This is a genomic window from Duganella sp. CF458 (genome assembly GCF_900113115.1).
Lineage (GTDB): Bacteria > Pseudomonadota > Gammaproteobacteria > Burkholderiales > Burkholderiaceae_D > Rugamonas.
In genome coordinates, this window is sequence record NZ_FOOF01000010.1 from 242,454 (window position 1) to 262,072 (window position 19,619).

At 64.1% G+C, this 19,619-nt stretch carries 18 protein-coding genes; 6 read left to right on the top strand and 12 right to left on the bottom strand.

The window, feature by feature from the left end; genetic code table 11:
- Window positions 1–19 precede the first annotated feature (19 nt).
- Both BM269_RS17250 and BM269_RS17255 read left to right on the top strand, forming a co-directional pair.
- Entirely contained in the window at window positions 20–2,401 is a 2,382-nt protein-coding gene (locus tag BM269_RS17250) for a TonB-dependent receptor plug domain-containing protein (RefSeq protein WP_090439364.1), read from the top strand.
- A gap of 145 nt (window positions 2,402–2,546) precedes the next feature.
- On the top strand, window positions 2,547–2,738 hold the full coding sequence (locus BM269_RS17255) for a hypothetical protein (protein WP_090439367.1): 192 nt from the start codon (window positions 2,547–2,549) through the stop codon (window positions 2,736–2,738).
- On the opposite strand, the gene coaD is transcribed toward BM269_RS17255, so the two are convergent.
- The 5 genes from coaD to BM269_RS17280 form a co-directional block, all read right to left on the bottom strand.
- On the bottom strand, window positions 2,721–3,851 hold the full coding sequence (gene coaD, locus BM269_RS17260; RefSeq protein ID WP_090439370.1) for a pantetheine-phosphate adenylyltransferase: 1,131 nt from the start codon (window positions 3,849–3,851) through the stop codon (window positions 2,721–2,723). The two genes, BM269_RS17255 and coaD, sit on opposite strands and share 18 nt — an antisense overlap.
- 29 nt (window positions 3,852–3,880) lie before the next feature.
- Window positions 3,881–5,215, bottom strand: coding sequence for an ATP-binding protein (locus BM269_RS17265; RefSeq protein ID WP_090439531.1), 1,335 nt, complete (start codon window positions 5,213–5,215; stop codon window positions 3,881–3,883).
- On the bottom strand, window positions 5,215–5,874 hold the full coding sequence (locus BM269_RS17270; RefSeq protein ID WP_055930945.1) for a response regulator: 660 nt from the start codon (window positions 5,872–5,874) through the stop codon (window positions 5,215–5,217). The genes BM269_RS17265 and BM269_RS17270 overlap by 1 nt, the downstream gene beginning before the upstream one ends.
- 23 nt (window positions 5,875–5,897) lie before the next feature.
- Window positions 5,898–7,382, bottom strand: coding sequence for a DegQ family serine endoprotease (locus tag BM269_RS17275; protein ID WP_170860406.1), 1,485 nt, complete (start codon window positions 7,380–7,382; stop codon window positions 5,898–5,900).
- Window positions 7,383–7,500: 118 nt separating this feature from the next.
- On the bottom strand, window positions 7,501–7,956 hold the full coding sequence (locus BM269_RS17280; RefSeq protein WP_090439538.1) for an Hsp20 family protein: 456 nt from the start codon (window positions 7,954–7,956) through the stop codon (window positions 7,501–7,503).
- A gap of 181 nt (window positions 7,957–8,137) precedes the next feature.
- Here BM269_RS17280 and BM269_RS17285 point away from each other — a divergent pair, with 181 nt between their 5' ends.
- On the top strand, window positions 8,138–10,030 hold the full coding sequence (locus BM269_RS17285; RefSeq protein ID WP_090439373.1) for a M61 family metallopeptidase: 1,893 nt from the start codon (window positions 8,138–8,140) through the stop codon (window positions 10,028–10,030).
- A 67-nt stretch (window positions 10,031–10,097) separates the two neighbouring features.
- A complete protein-coding gene (locus tag BM269_RS17290; RefSeq protein WP_090439541.1) occupies window positions 10,098–10,697 on the top strand; it encodes a glutathione S-transferase family protein in 600 nt (199 codons plus the stop codon).
- A 16-nt stretch (window positions 10,698–10,713) separates the two neighbouring features.
- On the opposite strand, the gene BM269_RS17295 is transcribed toward BM269_RS17290, so the two are convergent.
- From BM269_RS17295 to imuA, 6 genes are all read right to left on the bottom strand, one after another.
- Window positions 10,714–11,475: an alpha/beta hydrolase family protein gene (locus tag BM269_RS17295; protein WP_090439376.1), complete on the bottom strand. Its 762-nt coding sequence runs from the start codon at window positions 11,473–11,475 to the stop codon at window positions 10,714–10,716.
- Window positions 11,476–11,532: 57 nt separating this feature from the next.
- Entirely contained in the window at window positions 11,533–12,636 is a 1,104-nt protein-coding gene (locus BM269_RS17300) for a GlxA family transcriptional regulator (protein ID WP_139232774.1), read from the bottom strand.
- Between the two features lie 23 nt (window positions 12,637–12,659).
- Window positions 12,660–13,904, bottom strand: a complete 1,245-nt coding sequence (locus BM269_RS17305; RefSeq protein ID WP_090439381.1) for a cytochrome-c peroxidase — start codon at window positions 13,902–13,904, stop codon at window positions 12,660–12,662.
- A complete protein-coding gene (locus BM269_RS17310) occupies window positions 13,901–14,359 on the bottom strand; it encodes a FixH family protein (protein WP_090439384.1) in 459 nt (152 codons plus the stop codon). Before BM269_RS17310 ends, BM269_RS17305 begins: the two co-directional genes overlap by 4 nt.
- Window positions 14,360–14,585: 226 nt before the next feature.
- Window positions 14,586–16,052 (bottom strand): Y-family DNA polymerase, encoded by a 1,467-nt coding sequence (locus BM269_RS17315; protein WP_090439387.1) that lies wholly within the window; start codon window positions 16,050–16,052, stop codon window positions 14,586–14,588.
- A complete protein-coding gene (gene imuA, locus BM269_RS17320; protein WP_090439389.1) occupies window positions 15,982–16,668 on the bottom strand; it encodes a translesion DNA synthesis-associated protein ImuA in 687 nt (228 codons plus the stop codon). The genes BM269_RS17315 and imuA overlap by 71 nt, the downstream gene beginning before the upstream one ends.
- Window positions 16,669–16,808: 140 nt before the next feature.
- Here imuA and BM269_RS17325 point away from each other — a divergent pair, with 140 nt between their 5' ends.
- Entirely contained in the window at window positions 16,809–18,044 is a 1,236-nt protein-coding gene (locus BM269_RS17325) for a putative Na+/H+ antiporter (protein WP_090439391.1), read from the top strand.
- On the opposite strand, the gene BM269_RS17330 is transcribed toward BM269_RS17325, so the two are convergent.
- Window positions 17,991–19,004 (bottom strand): AAA family ATPase, encoded by a 1,014-nt coding sequence (locus BM269_RS17330; protein ID WP_139232775.1) that lies wholly within the window; start codon window positions 19,002–19,004, stop codon window positions 17,991–17,993. The genes BM269_RS17325 and BM269_RS17330 overlap by 54 nt on opposite strands.
- A 101-nt stretch (window positions 19,005–19,105) precedes the next feature.
- On the opposite strand from BM269_RS17330, the gene BM269_RS17335 reads away from it, so the two are divergent.
- Complete coding sequence (locus BM269_RS17335) at window positions 19,106–19,615, top strand: PRC-barrel domain-containing protein (RefSeq protein WP_090439396.1); 510 nt, start codon at window positions 19,106–19,108, stop codon at window positions 19,613–19,615.
- Window positions 19,616–19,619 lie beyond the last annotated feature (4 nt).

Genomic DNA, 19,619 nt, shown 5'->3' on the forward strand with positions numbered 1-19,619 from the left:
TTTTCCTTGGAGCAAAAAATTGTCAAGCCATTCGATCCTGCGTAACGCCGTCCTGACCGCGCTGTATGGCGCCGGTGCCCTGTCTGCCCTGCCCGCCGTAGCCCAAACCCAAGCCCAAGCCGCCGCCGGCGATATCACCGTGGTTAACGTGGTCGGTTCGCGCCGCGCCACCAGCTCGCTCACCGATACCGTGGCGCCGGTCGATGTGATTTCCCTGAGCAAGGCCTCCGAGCAAGGCGCGCAGTTCGACCTGGCACAAACCTTGACCTTCATTTCGCCATCGTTCAACTCGACCCGCCAGACCGGTGCCGACGGCGCCGACCTGGTGGACTCCGCCGCACTGCGCGGCCTGAGCTCGGACCAGACCCTGGTGCTGGTGAACGGCAAGCGCCGCCACACCTCCGCCCTGGTCAACATCTTCGGCGCCCGCAACCGCGGCGCCACCGGTACCGACATGAACGCCATCCCGGTGATGGCGATCAAGGACGTGCAAGTGCTGCGCGACGGCGCTGCTGCGCAATACGGTTCGGACGCCATTGCCGGCGTGATGGACATCGGCCTGAAAAAGAACGTGGGCTGCGAATCGGCAGTCGGCTACGGCCAGTACGGCGCGGGCGACGGCAAGAACTGGCTGGCATCGGCCTACTGCGGCTTCGCGGTGGCCGGCGGCACGGTCGGCATCACCGGCGAATTCCTGGACCGCGGCCGCTCCAACCGCGCCGAGGAAGGCAACCCGCGCACCATTGGCGACTCCAAGTCCAAGAACAAGACCCTGTACGTGAATGGCGAGATCCCGGCCGGCCCTGGCCGTGTGTACTTCACCGGCGGCGTGCAGCAACGCGACGCTTCCAGCGCGGCCTGGGCGCGCAACGGCAGCGACGACATCCCGACCCGCAACTCCGCCGCCATGTACCCGAACGGCTTCGTCCCGTTCATCAACGGCGACCTGGATGACCGTTACGCCATCTTCGGCTACAAGCAAAAGATCGGCGAATGGAATGCCGACCTGTCGCAAACTTACGGCTACAACCGCCTCAAATACAACATCAGCAATACGCTGAACGCCTCCATCGCCAACCTGGACCTGCTGAACGGCGGCAAAGGCATCAGCCCCGACCGGTTCGACGCGGGCGGCTTCTCGTTCCAGCAGTCGACCACCAACTTCGACATGAACCGCTACTTCGAAGGCCTGGTGGGCCAAGGCTTGAACGTGGCGTTCGGCGCCGAATACCGCGCCGAGAAATACAAGATTTACGCCGGCGAGCCTGGCTCGTACATCGACGCCGACGGCGCCGGCGGCGGCAATGCCGGCAGCCAGGGCTTCCCGGGCTTCCAGCCGGGCGACGTGACCAACGCCAAGCGCCACAGCAGCGCCGCCTACCTTGACCTGGAAGCGGACCTGACCCAGAAGGCCCGCCTGCAAGGCGCCCTGCGCTGGGAGAAGTACAGCGACTTCGGCTCCACCGTGACCGGCAAGATCGCAGGCAGCTACCGCGTGACCGATCCGGTGCTGCTGCGCGCATCGGCATCGACCGGTTTCCGCGCGCCGTCGCTGCAGCAGGCTTACTTCTCCTCGACCTACACCGACTTCGTGGGCGGCGTGCCGACCGATATCTCGATCACCCCGGCCGTGGGCCCGGTCGGCAAGGTGGCCGGCCTCGATCCGCTGAAAGAAGAGAAATCGCGCAGCTTCACCTTCGGCGCCACCTGGACGCCGAACGCGGACCTGTCGGTCACCGCCGACCTGTACCACATCAAGATCAAGGACCGCATCGTGCTGTCCGGCCTGTTCGATGAGTCGAACTACCCCACCCTGGCCGCCAAGCTGGCGACCCTGGGCGTGGGCGGCGCGCAATTCTTCGTCAACTCGGTCGACACCAAGACCCAGGGCCTGGACCTGACCGCATCGCACAAGAGCACCCTGTTCGGCAACAAGCTGACCACCTTCCTGGCCGCGAACTTCAGCAAGACCGAGGTGACCGACATCCACGCCCCGGCAGCGCTGCAAGGCTTCGAGGACGTGCTGCTGTCCGAGCGCGAACGCCTGTTCCTGGAACAGGGCGGCCCGCGCCGCAAAGCCACCCTGGGCTTCGACTACGTCACCGGCCCGCTGGAAACGAACTTCAAGATCATCCACTTCGGCCCGCAAACCCTGGGCACCTGGAGCGGCACCGCAGCCGGCGTGGCGAACCAGAAGTACCAAGCGAAGACCTCGGCCGACCTTGGCTTCACCTACGCCTTCAGCAAGAACGCGAAACTGAGCTTCGGCGCCGCCAACATCTTCGACGTGCACCCGACGCCGCAAGACCCGAACGAAACCGACAACGGCTTCAAGTACGAGAGCGTGCAGTTCGGCCTGAACGGCGTGTCCTACTTCGCCCGCCTGCACCTGAAGTTCTAAGCGCCGCAACGGCCGAGCCCGTGTCCCACCTTGGGGTCAGACCCCACGGTGGGACACGGGCTCTTGCGCATGGTTTGATGTAGCGCAAAGACGCGTCCGGTCAATTGATGCAATGTGGAATCACAACCCACTCGGAGGAGGTGCTATGGCTGCAATGACGATCCACCTGGCTGGCGACGTTATTTCCGCAATCGCCAAATGGGCGCCGGTAGAACACATGTCGGCGGAAGAATTCATCCTCAGCGCCGTGTCCGAAAAGTGCGCGAAAGCGACCGCACTGGAGGAAGTCGAGACCTTCTGGCGCGACCTCGCCCTCCCTCTACCCCTTCGAAATTAGCGCCAGCTCGGCGCCCATGTTCGCAATCGCCGCGGCAGTGTAGTTATCGGTGAAGAACGGGTCGGCGAACAGCGTGCCCGCTTCCGCCTTGCTGCGCAGATGGGCGAGGACCTGGGCCCGCTGGCTGTTGTAGCGCTGTTCCGGCACATGGGCGTATTCGCCGCGGATGCCGCGTGCATAGGCCTGGTACACCTCGGCTTCCTGGCCGAGGATGGCCAGGTCCACCGACAGCATGGTGTCTTTCAGCGGGTGCACCACTGCGCCGCCCTGGAAGTGGTCGGTGGCGCGGATCAGGGTCGCCACCTCGTCGGCGCGCACGGCGTCCGCTTCCAGGCCGCTGCCCAGCCACAATCGTGCGCTGGCTTCTTCATTCGTCACATCGCCTGCGCCGTGGGCATACACCGCGTCGTGGAACCAGAAGGCCGCTTTGACCAGGGCCACGTCGGCCGGCGCCGCGCCGGTATTGGCGGCCCAGGCGCGGATCTCCGCCAGGCCGTGCACCAGGTGGTCGAGGTTATGGTAATGGCGCGCGGCGCCGCCGTAGGCTGCCTCGCCGGTCACGCGCTCGAACCAGTCGGCCGCATGCGGGCGTTCGCACCACAGGCTGTCCCACTCCTTGCGCAGCCAGCCCAGGATCCAGGCCTGGTAAGCCGGCGCGGGGACGAATTTCTTCATGGTCCAGTTCCAGCCGACCGGCCCCTCCAGCGCCTTGACGAAACTGGAGCTGACCGAACCCAGGTCGCGCGGCGGCATCACGAACAGCGTCTTGGCGCCGCCGATCACTTCCACATTGGTTTGCTGGATCAGGTTTTCATAATCGAAATCGGCGGTGCTGCGGATGCCGCGGATCAGGTAATCGACCCCGTTGCGCTTGGCCACGCGCGCCGTGTATTCGCTCTTGACGATCTGCACGCTGACATTGCCCCAGCCGCGCTCGGCGCAGCTGGCCAGCACGATGGCCTTGCGTTCTTCGGCCGAGAATTTGGGCGCCTTGGTGGAGTTCTCGGACAGGAATACAACCACTTCCTCCGCGATGGAACGCGCTTCGCCAATGACCCACATATGGCCGTTGGTGATGGGGTCCAAGGTCCCCGAGAAACCGATCTTCTGCATGCCCTGCTCCGATTGTCAAAAACGACATTCTAGCGCGGGGCAAACTCCACCGTCACTTTCAGCCCGCCCAGGCGTTCCGAAGCGTCCAGCGCCAGCTTGGCGCCATGCCGCTCGGCGATGGCCCGGATAATGGCCAGGCCAAGGCCGCTGCCCTGGGCTTCGCTGCCCGGCACGCGGTAGAAGCGGTGGAACACGCGCTGGCGCTCTTCCGGCTCGATACCGGGGCCGCTGTCCTCCACCACCAGCCGCGGCCCGGCGCCGCCCGCCGCAGCCAGCACCGACACGTCGACGGTGCCGCCGGCCGGTGTGTACTTGACGGCGTTGTCGACCAGGTTGCGCAGCAGGATCACCAGGGCGTCGCCCTGCCCCTGCACCGTTGCCTCGTCGGCCTGCTCCAGGCCAAGGTCGATGGTGCGTGCTTGCGCGGCGCCGGCCATGTCGCCCACCGCGCGCTTGGCCAATTCGGCCAGTCCGACCGGCTCCAGCTTGGCGTCGGTCGCCTCGGTACGCGCCAGCACCAGCAATTGTTCGACCAGGCGCGAAGCCCGCTCCACGCCGGCCGACAAGCGGCCGATCGCCACGTCGCGCGCTTCGCTGCAATCGGCGCGCGCCAGGCTGAGGATCTGCAGCTTGAGCGCGGCCAGCGGCGTGCGCAGTTCGTGCGCCGCATCGGCCACGAAGTTCTGCTGCGCCTCGAACGCCGCCTGCACGCGCGAAAACAGCAGGTTCAGCTCCTGCACCAGCGGCCGCACCTCGTCCGGCAGGTCGGCATCGGAAACTTCGGACAGGTCGTCGGCCTTGCGCGAAGCGAGCTGCCGCTGCACGCGCGCCACCGGCGCCAGCGAGCCCGACACCACCCACCACACGACAATCATCAGCACCGGCGCCATCAGCGCGATCGGGCCGACGGTGCGCAGCGCCAGCGTGCCGGCCATGCGCTTGCGCACGGCCAGGTCCTGGGCGATCTGGATGGTCTGGGTCGCGGTCTGCGCCGAGAACACGCGGTAGGTGGTGCCATTGGCGCGCACATTGGAGAAACCCAGCACGGCGCGCTGCGGCAGCTCCGCGCGCGACAGCGAGCGGAACACCTGGATGCCGTCCGGCGTCCACACCTGCACCACCATTTCGTCGTTGCCGGGATCATTGGGGTCGCGGTTGCCGGTGGCCGCCATCGGCGCGTTGGAGCGCAGCGACATGGCCATCTGCTGCATGTGGTAGTCGAAGATCTGGTCGGCGTCGTTCAGCGCCGAGCTGTAGGCGATCATGGCCTGCGCCACGGCAGCCATGGTGATCGCCGCCAGCAAGAACCATAGCAGGCGCCCACGCAGCGAGTGCGTGACGTTGACCTTCGGGACCCCCATCATCATGCTTTAGGCACCATGTAGCCGAGGCCGCGCACGTTCTGGATCAGTTCCGACCCGAGCTTCTTGCGCAAGCCGTGGATATACACTTCCACCGCGTTGGAATTGACTTCGTCCTTCCAGCTGTACAGCTTTTCTTCCAGCTGCGCGCGCGACAGCACGATGCCGGGGCGCGCGATCAGCGCTTCCAGCACGGCCCATTCGCGGGCCGACAGGCTGACCGGCTGGCCGTTGGCAATCACTTCCCGCGTCTGCGGATTGATCGACACCCCCTTGTGCTCGAACACCGGTTCGGCGCGGCCGGCGGCGCGGCGCAGCAAGGCACGGATGCGGGCCAGCAGCTCGTCCAGGTCGTAGGGCTTGAGCACATAGTCGTCGGCGCCCGCGTCCAGCCCGGCAATGCGCTGCTCCACCGCGTCGCGCGCGGTCGCCACCAGCACCGGCGTCAGCTCCTTGCGCGTGCGCATCGAGCGCAACACCTCCAGGCCATCCTTCTTCGGCAGGCCCAGGTCCAGCAGCACCAGGTCGTAAGTCTGGGTTTGCAGGGCGGTGTCGGCCATCGCGCCATCCTTGACCCAATCGACGGCGTAGTGCTCTGCCCTGAGCAGGTCGAGCACTACCTCGCCGATCATCGTGTCGTCTTCTACCAGCAGGAGGCGCATTTCTTACTACCTTTCTTGTTTTGTTAGCCGAGGCGCACCGGGATAAAGATGCGGTCCTCGCCGCGCTGGATCAGCAGCGCTACGGATTTCGTCGATTTTGCCACGAGGTCGCGCACATCGTTCACGGAAGTGACAGCCCGGCCATTCACCGACAGCAGCACGTCGCCCGGCTGCACGCCGGCGCTGGCGGCCGCGCCGCCGGCATCCTCGATCAGCAAGCCCGATGCCAGGCCCGATTCGCGGCGTTCCTGCGGGTCGAGCTGGCGCAGCGACAAACCGAGGCGCAGCTTGGCGGCCGCTTCATCGTTCTGCAGCGCGGCCACATTGCGCTCCGAAGCGTTGCCCAACTTGCCTTCCAGCGTGATGGTTTTACCCTGGCGCCATACCTCAAGCGCTACTTTATCACCCGGCATGGCCAAGCCCACCATTGCCGGCAGGTCGCCGGAAGCGACGATCTTCTGGCCGTTCATCTTGCGGATCACGTCGCCCGCCTTCAGGCCAAGCTTGTCGGCCGGGCCGCCGCGCTCCACGTTCGACACCAGCGCGCCTTCCGGCGACTCCAGGTCGAACGAGTCGGCGAAGCCCTGGTTCACCTCCTGCACCATCACGCCCAGGCGCGCATGCACCACCTTGCCGGTCTTGACCACCTGGTCGCGCACGCGGGTCGCCACGTCGATCGGGATCGAGAACGACAGGCCCTGGTAGCCGCCGCTCTGGCTGTAGATCTGCGAGTTGATGCCGATCACTTCGCCCTTGGTGTTGAACAGCGGGCCGCCCGAGTTGCCGGGATTGATTGCCACGTCGGTCTGGATGAAGGGCACGTTGGAGTCGTCCGGCAGGGAGCGGCCCTTGGCGCTGACCACACCGGCGGTCACCGTGTTTTCCAGCCCGAACGGGGAGCCGATGGCCAGCACCCACTCGCCCACTTTGACGTCGGTGGAGCGGCCCAGCGGCACCACCGGCAGGTTCTTGGCCTCGATTTTCAGCACGGCCACGTCGGTTTTCGGATCGGAGCCCAGCACTTTGGCGCGGAATTCGCGGCGGTCGGTCAGCTTGACCGTCACCTCGCTGGCGTCGCGCACCACGTGGGCATTGGTCAGGATGATGCCGTCGGCGCTGACGATAAAGCCGGAGCCGACGCCATGGGTCGGGCTGGGCGCGCCGCCGCGGCCGCGCTGGCCAGGCATCTGGAAGCGGCGGAAGAATTCGTAGAATGGATCGTTTTCCGCATCGTCGTCGCCGCGGAATTGCGCCTTGGTGGTACCGGTGGTGCTGATATTCACCACCGCCGGACCGTTGCGCGTCGCGATCACGCTGAAGTCAGGCAGGGAAATCATCGGCGCGGGTACCGGCGCCGGCGCGCCCTGGGCGGCATTGGCCGGGACGTTGGCGGTAACCACAGGATGCGGCGATGCGAAGGCCTGGCTCTGCTGGACAGCGATGGCTGCACCGGCACCGATAACACCGGCGGTGGCCAGGGCGAGGAACATGGTGGTGGCGTTGCGCATGATTAAACTCCTGGTGAAGATTGCTTTCTCAACGGCTCTAATATGCGGCATCAAACTTAGACGCGTCTTAACGCAAAAAAGGCCGGAAATCCGGCCTTTTCATGAAAGCTGGACGCGTTTAAGCGGCAGCTTTCTGCTCCAGGGCAGCGTGGTTGACCACGCCGTCAATCGCAATCTTGCGGGCCTTCAGGGCTTCCGGCACTTCGCGCACCAGTTCAATGGTGAGCATGCCGTTGTCGAACGAAGCACCCGTCACCTTCACGTGGTTGGCGAGCTGGAAGCGCTGTTCGAAATCGCGGAAAGCGATGCCGCGGTGCAGGAAGGTTTTCTCCTGGCCGTCTTTCTGCTTGCGGCCAGTCACCACCAGGGAATCGCGCTCGGAGGTGATATCGATTTCGCTACGGTCGAAGCCGGCCAGCGCCATCACGATACGGTACTGGTCTTCAGTCACCAGCTCGACATTGTAGGGTGGGTAGCTCGGCTGGTCGCTGCGATGCGAATCATTCAGCATCTGGGCCAGGCGGTCGAAGCCGATAGCGGAACGATACAGTGGGGTCAGGTCAAAAGTACGCATGTTCATATCCTTTCAAGGTTAAGCGATATAAGGTCCGGCGGTCCCCGGCTGGGCAACCGCTGAATCCGATATAAGTGCCCCCCAAAAGGATTTCAAGAGTTTTTTTTCGCGTTACGTTCCGAAACAATCCGGCTTCCCCTGCGTGCTAAACTCGCCCGTCGCACTTTCCTCGTTGAAATAAATGAAACTGTTCACCAACACCGCACTCGCCCTGCTGCTGGGCACCGCCTGCAGCGTCCATGCCGGCCAAGCCATCCCTGCCCCGGCCGACCAGCCTTACCCGGGCACCATCGTGATGAAGGTCGATGCCTCGAATACCGCGCAGAATATCTACCGCATCCAGCAGACCATTCCCGCCAGGCCAGGCAAGATGACGCTGCTGTTCCCGCAATGGGTGACGGCCCAGCACGGCCCGACCGGTGCGCTGAACCAGTTCGCCGGCTTCAAGGTATCGGCCAATGGCAAAGGCCTGCCATGGCGCCGCGACAACGTGAACGTGTACGCCTTCCACATCGAAGTGCCGGCCGGCGCCAGGTCGATCGAGTTGGAATACCAGCACCTGGCCCCGACCGAAGCCGCGCAGGGCCGCACCTCGATCACGCCCGACATGCTGGGCATCCAGTGGCAGTCGCTGACCATGTACCCGGCCGGCTACGCCACCCGCCGCATCCCGATCCAGGCCACGTTGACCTTGCCGGCCGGCTGGCAGTACGGCTCCGCGCTGGAACAAGCGGAACGCCAAGGCGACGTGGTGACCTTCAAGACCACCGACGTGGAAACCTTCGTCGACTCGCCGCTGTTCGCCGGCCGCCATTTCAAGCGCTTCGACCTCGACCCGGGTGCCAAGGTGCCGGTGCACCTGAACGTGGTGGCCGACACTGCCGAAGCGCTGGAGGCCAAGCCAGAGCACATCGAACTGCACCGCAACCTGGTCAAGCAGACCTACAAGGTCTTCGGTTCCCAGCACTTCAAGCACTACGACTTCCTGTTCGCGCTGAGCGATGAATTCGGCCGCGTGGGCCGCGAACACCACCAGTCCAGCGAGAACGCGCTGAAGACCGACTATTTCACCGAGTGGAACAAGACCGAAGCCGAACGCGGCCTGCTGCCGCACGAATTCACGCACTCCTGGAACGGCAAGTTCCGCCGTCCGAAAGGCCAGGATGTGCTGAACTTCAACCAGCCGCTGCAAAACGACCTGCTGTGGGTGTATGAGGGCCAGACCACCTACTACGGCGAAGTATTGGCGGCGCGCTCCGGCCTGATGAAGGCTGCCAGCATCAAGGACATCATGGCGGCCACCGCCGCGCGCTACAGCATCCAGAAGGGCCGCGAATGGCGTTCGGTGCAGGACACCACCTACGATCCGATCATCAACGCACGCCGCGCCATCCCATGGTCGAACTACCAGCGCAGCGAGGACTACTACAACGAAGGCATGCTGATCTGGCTGGACGTGGATACCAGGATCCGCGAACTGTCGGGCGACAAGCGTTCGCTCGACGACTTCTCGGCCAAATTCTTCGGCGTCGAAGATGGCCGCGTACAAGCCTTGCACTACAGCTTCGAGGACGTGGTCAAAGTGCTCAACAGCGTGCAGCCGCACGACTGGTCGAGCTTCCTGCGCAAGCGCATTGAAGAGCTGGGACCGGTGCCGATGGATGGCATCACCCGCGCCGGCTACAAGCTGGTATTCGCCGAGAAGCAGACCGACTTCCTGAAGGCGGCCGAAGAGCGCAGCAAGTCCGCCGACTTCACCTACTCGCTGGGCTTCAACGTCGGCAACGAAGGCAAGATCGAAAGCATCCAGTGGGAAGGCGTCGGCTTCCAGGCTGGCCTGTCCGGCAACACCACCCTGCTGGCAGTGAATGGCCGCGCCTATAAGTCCGACCTGCTGCGCAAGGCTGTCACCGAAGCCAAGACCAGCAAGAAGCCGATCGAACTGCTGGTAAAACACGGACAGCAATACCGCACCGTCGCGCTGGCCTACTACGATGGCCTGAAGTATCCGCGCCTGGAACGCGTCGAAGGCACGCCTGACCGACTGGAAGCCATCCTGTCGCCGCGACAGTAGATCACTTCCCGACGGGCGCACTGCGGTGCGCCCGTTTTCTTTGGGCCGCGCTAGAGTGGTGGCCACCATGTTCACCGTCTATACCTGGGTCACGCCCAATGGGCGCAAGCCCTTGATCCTGCTGGAGGAACTTTCCCTTCCTTATGAAGTGGCGCCGGTCAACCTGCGCGAGCACGAACAGTTCGCGCCGGAATTCCTCGCCATCTCGCCCAATAACAAAATCCCGGCTTTGAAAGATGGCTCGCTCACGCTGTTCGAAAGCGGCGCGATCCTGACCTACCTGGCTGAAAAACACCGCCGCTTTCTGGCCCCGGAAGGTGCGGAACGCTACCGCACCTTGCAATGGCTGCACTGGCAGGTTGGCGGCCTTGGCCCGATGCTGGGCCAGTTGGGCTTTTTCGCGAAGGCCGACCTGGCGCTGCCGAAAGAGCATTTCATCGCCGAGGCGGAGCGCTTGCTGAATGTGCTCGACCGCGCACTGGCCGGCACCCCCTACGTCGCCGGCGACCATTACACGATCGCCGACATCGCCTGCTATCCCTGGACGCAGGCGGCTGCCTCCCACCTGGAACTGAACCTGTCCGGCAAACCTGCGGTGCAGCGTTGGCTCGCGCAGGTCGGCGAGCGCCCCGCCGTCAAGAAGGCGATGGCCTGGAAACCTGCCTGATCCTGTTTAAACCTGCTTAATCCTTGAGGTAGCGCGCGCTCCACGCGGCGATCAGGCTTGCCACATAGTTGGCATCCTCGCGCACGGCCAGCAAGTGGTCCGCCGTATCGAGCGAGATGAAGCTCTTCGGGTGTTTGGCCGCCGTGAAAATGTCCAGCGCATTATTGATGCCGACTGTGGTGTCGCCCGGCGCGTGCATGATGAGCAAAGCCTTGCGCATATTGGCGATCTTGTGGCGCAAGCTGTTTTCCGCCACGTCTTCCAGGAATTGACGCTTGATGCGGAACGGCCGCCCGGCCAGTTGCACCATGGCCTCGCCTTGCGCCGTGATCGCATCGATCTGGTCGCCGAACAAATGCGTGACGTGCACCGGGTCGCTCGGCGCGGCAATGGTGACCACGGCCTGCGCTTCCGGCACGGTGCCGGCGAAGGCCAGCGTCGCCGCACCGCCGAGGCTATGCCCGATCAGGATGCGCGGCGCCTGGAATTCGCGCCGCAGGAAATCGGCAGCGGCCTGCAGGTCGGCCACATTGGATGAGAAATTGGTGTTGGCAAAATCGCCCTCGCTGGCGCCCAGGCCGGTGAAGTCGAAGCGCAGCACGGCAATGCCGTGCTCGGTCAGCGCCTGCGCGATACGGCTGGCAGCGAAAACATCCTTGCCGCAGGTGAAGCAGTGCGCAAACAGCGCGTAGGCGCGTACACCATGCTGCGGAGAGTCCAGCCGCGCCGCCAGCAGTTGGCCGTCCGCGCCAGGGAATTCGAGTCGTTGTGCAGTCATACGTCCCCCTTTCGCAAACAATGATACTTCAGGCGCATTACGCTTGCTGGTAGCGGATCATGGCGATGCTTGCTCCCCCGCTTCGTCAACCATGGCAGGAACCTGGATCATCTCCAGGAATTTTCTGCCTGCACTCTGGAAGCGGGATCGAAACTCTTCGGGCGTGACGTGAACGTGGGTCAGGAAATCGGCGCGCATAGCCGAGGTGGAGGCAAAGCCACAGCGCTTGGCGATGCGGGCGGCAGACAAGGAGCTTTCGCTGAGCAAACGCCGGGCAGCATCGACCCGGAGCATTTGAAGGTGCGTGGCCGGCGTGACATTCATCGCCTGCTTGAAGCGTCGCGCAAAATTCCGTGGGCTCATGGCCATTTTGTCCGCCATCATCGTCACGGAAATATCATCCGCCAGATTGGCTTCCATCCAGCGGCTCAGGTCACCGAAACGATCGGGATCTTCTGCCCTGACTTCCGCGGCAAGGTGCGCGCTGAACTGGCTCTGGCCGCCAGGCCGTTTCAGGAAAACGACCAGGGCGCGGGCAGCGCTTAATGCAAGCTGCTTGCCCAGGTCGTGCTGGATCAGCGCAAGTGTGTAATCGATGCCCGCCGACACGCCGGCCGAGGTGTGGTACTTGCCATCGCTTAGGTACAGCGCATCGCGTTCCAGGTCGATTGCCGGGAACGCCTCTTCGAACTCCTCAAAATGGGCCCAGTGCGTGGTCGCCCGGCTATGGTTCAATACGCCGGTCGAGGCAAGCGCAAAGGCGCCGGTGCAGATGGAGGCCACCCTGCCCGATCGTTGGCAAAGATTGCGCATGGCTTCGACATGTCCTGGATGGTTGATCATCGCCCGCGCTCCGGGGCCGCCCGCGATAATCACGATATCGGCCTCCAGGCCAGGCTGGAAAAGATCCACGGTTGCGTTGATCGAAATACCGGACGTTGTGGCTACCGCACCGCCGCCGGGAGCCGCCAGGAAGACCTCATACGCGGGCGATTTGCCCAGCTCCGCCAGCGCAGAATTTGCAGCAGCCAGCGCATCGAGCGGTCCCGTGATATCCAGCATCTGGGCCGGCGGGAACGCAACCATGACGACACGGCGGGGCTTGCTCATTCTTGCAAACTCATAGTACTTGTTGGCGATGATTAGCGTCAGTTGGGTCAATGAGTATAGCACTGGCGTCTCCCTTAGAACGTGGCGCCTTGCTCAACAATGGGGCCGGACAGCGTCTCCAGGAACCGGGCCAGGTCGGCGATCTCGCCGTCGCTCAGGGCAAGGGGGTGCCTTTCGTTCTTGCCGGTCTTTGCCGGCGGCGCGGCTGAGTAATGACGGACGACGTCGGCCAGGCTGGCGATCTGCCCAGCGTGCATATACGGCGCGCGCTCCGCCACGTTGCGCAGGCTCGGCGTCTTGAAAGCGCCAACCATATGCGGATCGTCGTCAGCGATGAATTCCAGTTCCTGGCATTGCTGGCGGGTTGCGTCGCTAAACGGTCCCATGCAGTTGAACTCATCGCGCAGCAGCTTGGCGATGGCGGCCGTACGCCCTTGGTCCGGCGCCTGCGGATCGCGTGCGGGCACCCCTGTGTTGTGAAAATGCTGGTCGGTCAACAGCGGTCCGGCATGGCAGGTCACGCACTGTCCCTTCCCGATGAACAGGCGAAGTCCGCGCTTCTCGGCCGCGCTGAACTTGCGGGGAGCATCCGGATCGCCCTTCAATGTCGCAGATATATACGCATCCAACCTGGAATGGCCAAAGCGCAGCCTATTCTCGTACGCCGCGATCGCCTTGCCCATATTGGCATACACCTCGGAGACGGCGTGCTGCATGGACGGATCCATCTTTTCCCATGCCAGTCGCTCCTGCTGCGATCCATTTGGGCTGGCGTTCGCCGGCAAGCCGCCAAGGTCCGGCAAGCGCTTGAAGACTGCTTCGTATTCGGTCCGGTAATGCTGGCTCATCAACTGGGCGAAAGCGGTCCGGTTTCCCCCATGCTCCATGGGGTCCTCCAGCGGGCCAAGCGCCTGGGACCACACACTATCCTTGCGTCCATCCCAGAACTGCCAGGCACTGCGGCTACTCTCGACCAGCGGCATCGTTCTTCGCAGTCCGCTACCAATGCCCCGGCCTACTGGGCGGTTGTCCTGGAACTTGAGCTCCGGAGCGTGGCAGCTTGCACAGGAAATCTTTTGATTGGCGCTGAAGCGCGGATCGAAAAAGATCTTCTTGCCAAGGGCTGCAGCTTGCGGCATACGTTCGAATCTGTTCGACGGATCCGCCGGCGCCGGGGGCAACGCATCCAGGTGCAGGCTGCCCAGTATCCGTAGTTCCCCAGTGCTCCATTCCGGCAGTTCGGTGCCGAGCACAATATGGGTCGCCGCAGCCGATGCCGCGATGGCAAGCGTGCCGAGGATTTTCGCTGCGGTCGTCATGGCATGCCCGCGTTGCCGGAAGCCTGCGGCAGGACCAGGTTGAACGTCACCTGGTCGCGCCCCTTGCCTGCATCGATGTCCAGCTTCAGCTCCCACCATCCGGTCATGCTGAATTTGACGCCGTCCACCCGATAGCGGCCAGCCGCCAGTTCAGCGGTGACGCGCGGTTTCGTTGGCAGCCCGTGGCCATGTTGCGGCATGCCGCCGTCGACCAGGATGCGGGCGTTCCGGACGGGCTCCCCGGCCGCGCCGGCGAGCTGGATTTCCCAGGAGTGGATCTTGTTGATCTCGATGTCGTCGTCGATGGGACGGATCGACACCTGGTAGGCGTTCGCAAGGCTGGGCCTGGTCGTGCGAAGGTCCAGGTCTTTGGGTGGCGACATCAGCGAGCAGCCCGCCAACAGCGCCGTCGCGGCCATGTGAACAGCAAGATAAGGTCGAAATCTGATAAACATTGGTGGCTCCTCAAGATTGGCGCTCAAAGCCGAAACGCTTTGATGCCAATCATTATGTTTTTTGCGAGGAGCTTTTGACGGACAGCAATTGCAGCATTGCTGCCAAAGTTAGCCTGGTTCCACCCAACGACGCGGTGCGGACAGCAAGCTGCGAAGCACGGCCATTTGCTTGCGTCCGTTAATCGCAGTGGTTTGTCTCTTGTGCTCATGGCTCATGGTTCATAGTTCAGGCGAACAAACCATGCAGGTACCAGCGTGTTTCCTCGGTGCCGGGCGTGCGTTCGCGGTAGACCCAGTAGTAGGCATTGTCTTCGCCCTCGGCGATGAAGTAGTCGCGGCTTTGCGTTGCGCTCCACCAGCCGGCTTCGATGCGCTCGGCGGTCGACACCATGCGCAGCGGCGAGCAGTAGAACGGACGATGGTCGCGCATCAGGAGCGGGATCGGCTTGGGCAACAGGAAGGCCGGGCGCGGCAAGGGGCGCGGCGGCATCTGGGCCGCGACGTCGGCCGGACGCACTTTCTCGTGCAACGGCACCCAGCGGTTGGCGACTTCGGGCCGGTAGTCGGCCTTGGGGTAGGACTGCAGCACGTTCTCGGCACCAAGGCGCGCCACCAGCACTTCGAACAGGCGTTGGCGATCCTGCGGGCTGCCGCCGGGCTCGGGGAACAGCGAGTCGCTGAGCGGCGCCATCGGCGCGACCTGGGCGGCTTCCAGCACCAGCCCGATCACCGGCGCCGGCAATTCCACCTTGGCCAGGCGTTCCTTCAACAAGCGCACGATATGGTCGTCGCGCCAGGTGGGCTCGGCCAGCATCACGTCCACCGGCGTCGGCGGACAGGCCTCGCGGCCGCGTTCATGTTCCAGCAGCAGCTGGATGCGCGAGACCGCGAACTGGTGAGCGCACAGCCAGCCGGTCAGCTGCTGCAGCAGGCGGCAGGCGCCGGCCAGCAGCAGGTCGGTATTTTCGATGCGGCCAAACAGTTCCAGCTTGGCCTTGAAGCTGGGCGGCGCTGCGATCCATTCGTGCATTTCGGGCGCCAGGCCTTGCGCGGCGTCGAGCATGTCCAGCACCTCGCTGCCGCAGCGGCGCTGCAGGCCGGGGCGCGGCAGGCGTACCAGGTCGCCGATAGTGAGGCAGCCGATGCCATCCAGCCAGCGCTGGTGACGCTGCAGCGGCGGCAGCAAGCCTACCGGCAGGCGATGCAGGCGGCGCAGCAGGCTCTCCAGCTTGAGCGTGCTGCCGCCGCCGGCGCGCGCCAGCAGCCAGGCGCCACGCGCCGTGGGCGCCACGCCCAGCACGGCGCTGAAGCCGAGCTTTTGCAAGCTGTCCCGCACCAGGCGGCACAGGCGGCGGATGCCGCCGAACAGGCGCAGGCTGGCCCCCACGTCCAGCAACAGGGTCGCACCCTCGCCTTCCGCTACCTGGGGCGTGTATTGCAGCATGGCCATGGCGACTGCATGCAGCGCTTCTTTTTCCTGCTGCGGAGCGCGTTCGTGCATCCGGGCTTCCGGTGCCAGCATCAGGGCGCCGCTGCGGCGCATGCCGGGACGCACGCCCATCACATGGGCGCGGTACGACACCGCGAGCACGCCCTCCTGCTCCAGCACCACGCTGCACAGGTCATCCGACCAGTTCGGACAGAACACTTCGAGCGGTAGCCGGGGCAGGTACAGGCCGATCCACAGACGCATGGCGTTGCAACAGGGTTGGGGTTAAGGGCAGGAACAGCGGCGTGTCGCGCTGCGGTCCCCGGCGTTTGACGAATTCGATCGTGATGCCGCCGGGCGCGGGCCGCAGCGCCAGCCGCAACGGCGCGGGCGAGGAATCCTGGGCGGCCGCGATCGGCCGCAGCAGGAAGAACAGCGTTTCGCCGCACTGGGCGGCCAGGTGCAGGCGGCGCAGCGATTCATTGCGGATGTGCTGCTGCCACAACAGCACCGCGCCGCAACTGCCGCTGCGCAGGATTTGCTCCGCCGCCCACAGGCTGTCGGCGTCCTTGCCGGTATGGCGGATCCACAGCAGTTGCTGTGGAGGCAAGTCAAGGCCGAGGGCTTGCGGGGCATACGGCGGCTGCAGCAAGGCCGCCGGGCGCGTCAGGCTGGCCAGGGTGGATTTCAACAATCGGAACTCGCCGATCCCGGGTTGCTGGAGTAGCAACTCGGTCAGGACGCCCATAGGCCAGCCGCCTCCCGGCAATTGGCGGGAGAGGACGGGAATGCCGGTATCCACACAGGACGTGGCTCCCTTGCTGAGCTGGGAGGCCAGCCAGAGGGCCGGATGCAGGGGTTGGGGGTCGAAAAGCGCCATACTGATCAATACTGTATATGCATACAGTATAATCGCACCAACGCGAAGCGCAAACCTGTTTCGGCGTTTGGGCATCCGGCACCGCTTTCGGCGGCTCGCCTGATAGAATCGGCAATATTGCCAACTTACAGCTCCCTGCCATGCAACTGATCGGCGCCATCCTGTTTGCCCTCGCCTTGCTCCACACTTTCAGCGCCAAGGCGTTCGAGCGTTTGTCGCACCGGTTCCCGCGCCACAGCGGCTTGCTGCATTTGCTGGGTGAAGTCGAGGTGGTGTTTGGTTTCTGGGCCATGGTGCTATTGGTGGCGATGGCCTTTGTGGCCGGGCCGCAAAATGCCATCGCCTATGCGGAAACGCAGCAATACACCGAACCACTGTTCGTCTTCGTGGTGATGGTGGTGGCAGCTTCGCGGCCGGTGCTGGACTTTGTGCAGCGCCTGATCGACATGCTGTCCGGCGGCCGCCCGCTGCTGCAGGCCTGGCTGGGACTCGCGCTGGTGCCACTGGTCGGCTCCCTGATCACCGAGCCGGCCGCCATGACGCTGGCCGCGCTCATCCTGGCGCCGCAAATCTTCCGCCATGGCGTGCCTGAATGGCAGAAGTACGCCGCGCTCGGCGTCTTGTTCGTCAACGTTTCCATCGGCGGCACGCTGACCGCCTACGCCGCGCCACCGGTATTGATGGTCGCCGCCACCTGGCAATGGGACAGCGCCTTCATGGCCGCCAACTTCGGCTGGAAAGCCACGCTGGCCGTGCTGGTCAACGCCAGCGCGGTGACCTGGTTGCTGCGCGAACAACTGCGCAGCGGCAGCAAAGGCGATACAGCTGCACACAGCGCCCGCACTGCGGCACCCATGCTGACCAGCATCATTCACCTCGGCTTCCTCGCAGCCGTGGTGCTGCTGGCGCACCATCCGGTACTGTTCCTCGGCCTGTTCCTGTTCTTCATCGGCTTCACCACCGCCTATCCGCAGCACCAATCCCCGTTGATCCTGAAGGAAGCCTTGCTGGTCGGATTCTTCCTCGCCGGGCTGGTGGTGCTGGGCAGCATGCAGCAATGGTGGCTGCAACCGATAGTCGAAAGCCTGCAGCCAGTGGCACTGTTCTTCGGCGCGCTGGGCTTGACCGCCATCACCGACAACGCCGCCCTCACCTATCTCGGTTCCCTGATCGACGGCATTTCGCCGCAGGCGCAATACATGCTGGTGGCAGGCGCCGTTGCCGGCGGCGGCCTGACGGTGATCGCCAACGCTCCCAATCCTGCCGGCGTTGCATTGCTGCGCAAAGGGTTCCGCGATGAATCGATCGGCGCCCTCGGCCTGTTAGCCGGCGCGCTCGCTCCAACCGCGGTCGCCGCTGCCGCGTTCTTCCTCTAATTTCCCCAACAATTGCATGGCACGCTGCTCCAGCGTGCCATGCAATTCGGTGTATGCAATCCCGCGCACCTGCAGGTCGTAACGCACCATGCCCTGGATCCGGCTGCGCCAAGTCGCATCGTCGCGCCATCCATCCTGGTGGAAAGGTATCTCATCGCCGCACAGGAAATGCGCATGGTAGCGCCGGGCGCAGTCGCCCGCGTAGTCGAGCAAGGCCGGTGGCGCCTCTCGCAAGTGGCCGTAGCAGAAACCCAGCAGCAAGGTCGTCAGCGCATTCGTGTCGACGAACAGGAAACGCCGGCATTGCTCCAATGCCGCGTCCTCCTCCGCGCGATGGCGTTCAGCGATGTCGACATAGTCCGCAGGTGCCAGGCGTCCCTGGCGTGCCTCCCATACTTCGCGTCCAATCTCGGGTATGTAACGCGTCCCGCAATGCCGTGCGAGATAAGCGGCCAGCGCCGACTTGCCGGTCGATTCGGCACCCACCAAGGCAATGCGCTGGACGAAATGACGGTACACGCCGGGAGCCAGCCAGTTGCGCAGTCCATGCACATCCGCGCGGATCGCCGTGGCGGAAACCGGGAGACGCACGCGCGCCTGGTCGACCATGCGATGCGCCACACCCAATGCAGCGGCGAAAGGCGGGCCGTATTGTTCGCTGGAGAACACAACGTCGGCCGCCACGCCTGCTTGCGCCAGCCACTGCCGCAAGTAATGCCAGTGCACGGGACCAGGCGCACTGTCGGGCGGGGCGACTTCCGGCACCAACACCTGTACCTCCGGATACAAGGCCGCGATCCATGCCGCGCGCAATGCAGACGGCATGGCAGTGAAGTCGGGCGTGGCATAACACAGCACAGTCACCCGCGCAGCCTCGCCACGTGCGCATTCAATCACCTGCTGGTGCCCCTTGTGCAGGGGCGCAAATTTGCCGACAACTAAAGCGTGTCTGTAACTCATGGTGGCATTGTAGCCCCACACTATTGAATTTCGACAAGGACGCAAAAAACCTGACTGCGCTATTCTCAATCTCACCCGTTCACACTAATGAGGAGAGCAGAATGAGCTATCTAGACCGTGACAAATTCGGCATCTATCGCGACCGTGACGAAAACGACGGCCCAGGCCCGCGCCTGATGGGCGCCGACACGCTGATGGGCGAAGATGTGTATAACCGCCAGGAAGAAGACCTGGGCGACATCAAGGAAATCATGCTCGACATGCAAACCGGCCAGATCGCCTATGCGGTGCTGTCCTTCGGCGGCGTGCTGGGCATGGGCGACAAGCTGTTTGCCGTGCCATGGCAGGCATTGCAGCTCGACACAGTCAACAAGCGCTTCGTGCTGGACTGCACCAAGGAAAAACTGGAGAACGCGCCAGGCTTCGACAAGGACCGCTGGCCGGATATGGCAAGCCCCGAATTCGGCACGCAGATCCATAATTTCTACGGCACCACCGCCAGCGGCATGCGCACCTCGACCGGCAGTGTCATGGGCTCGGGCACCAGCACCATGCAAAGCGATTCGACGGGTGGCAGCAGCTACGGCGGCGGCAACAAGGGGAATTACTAAGCGC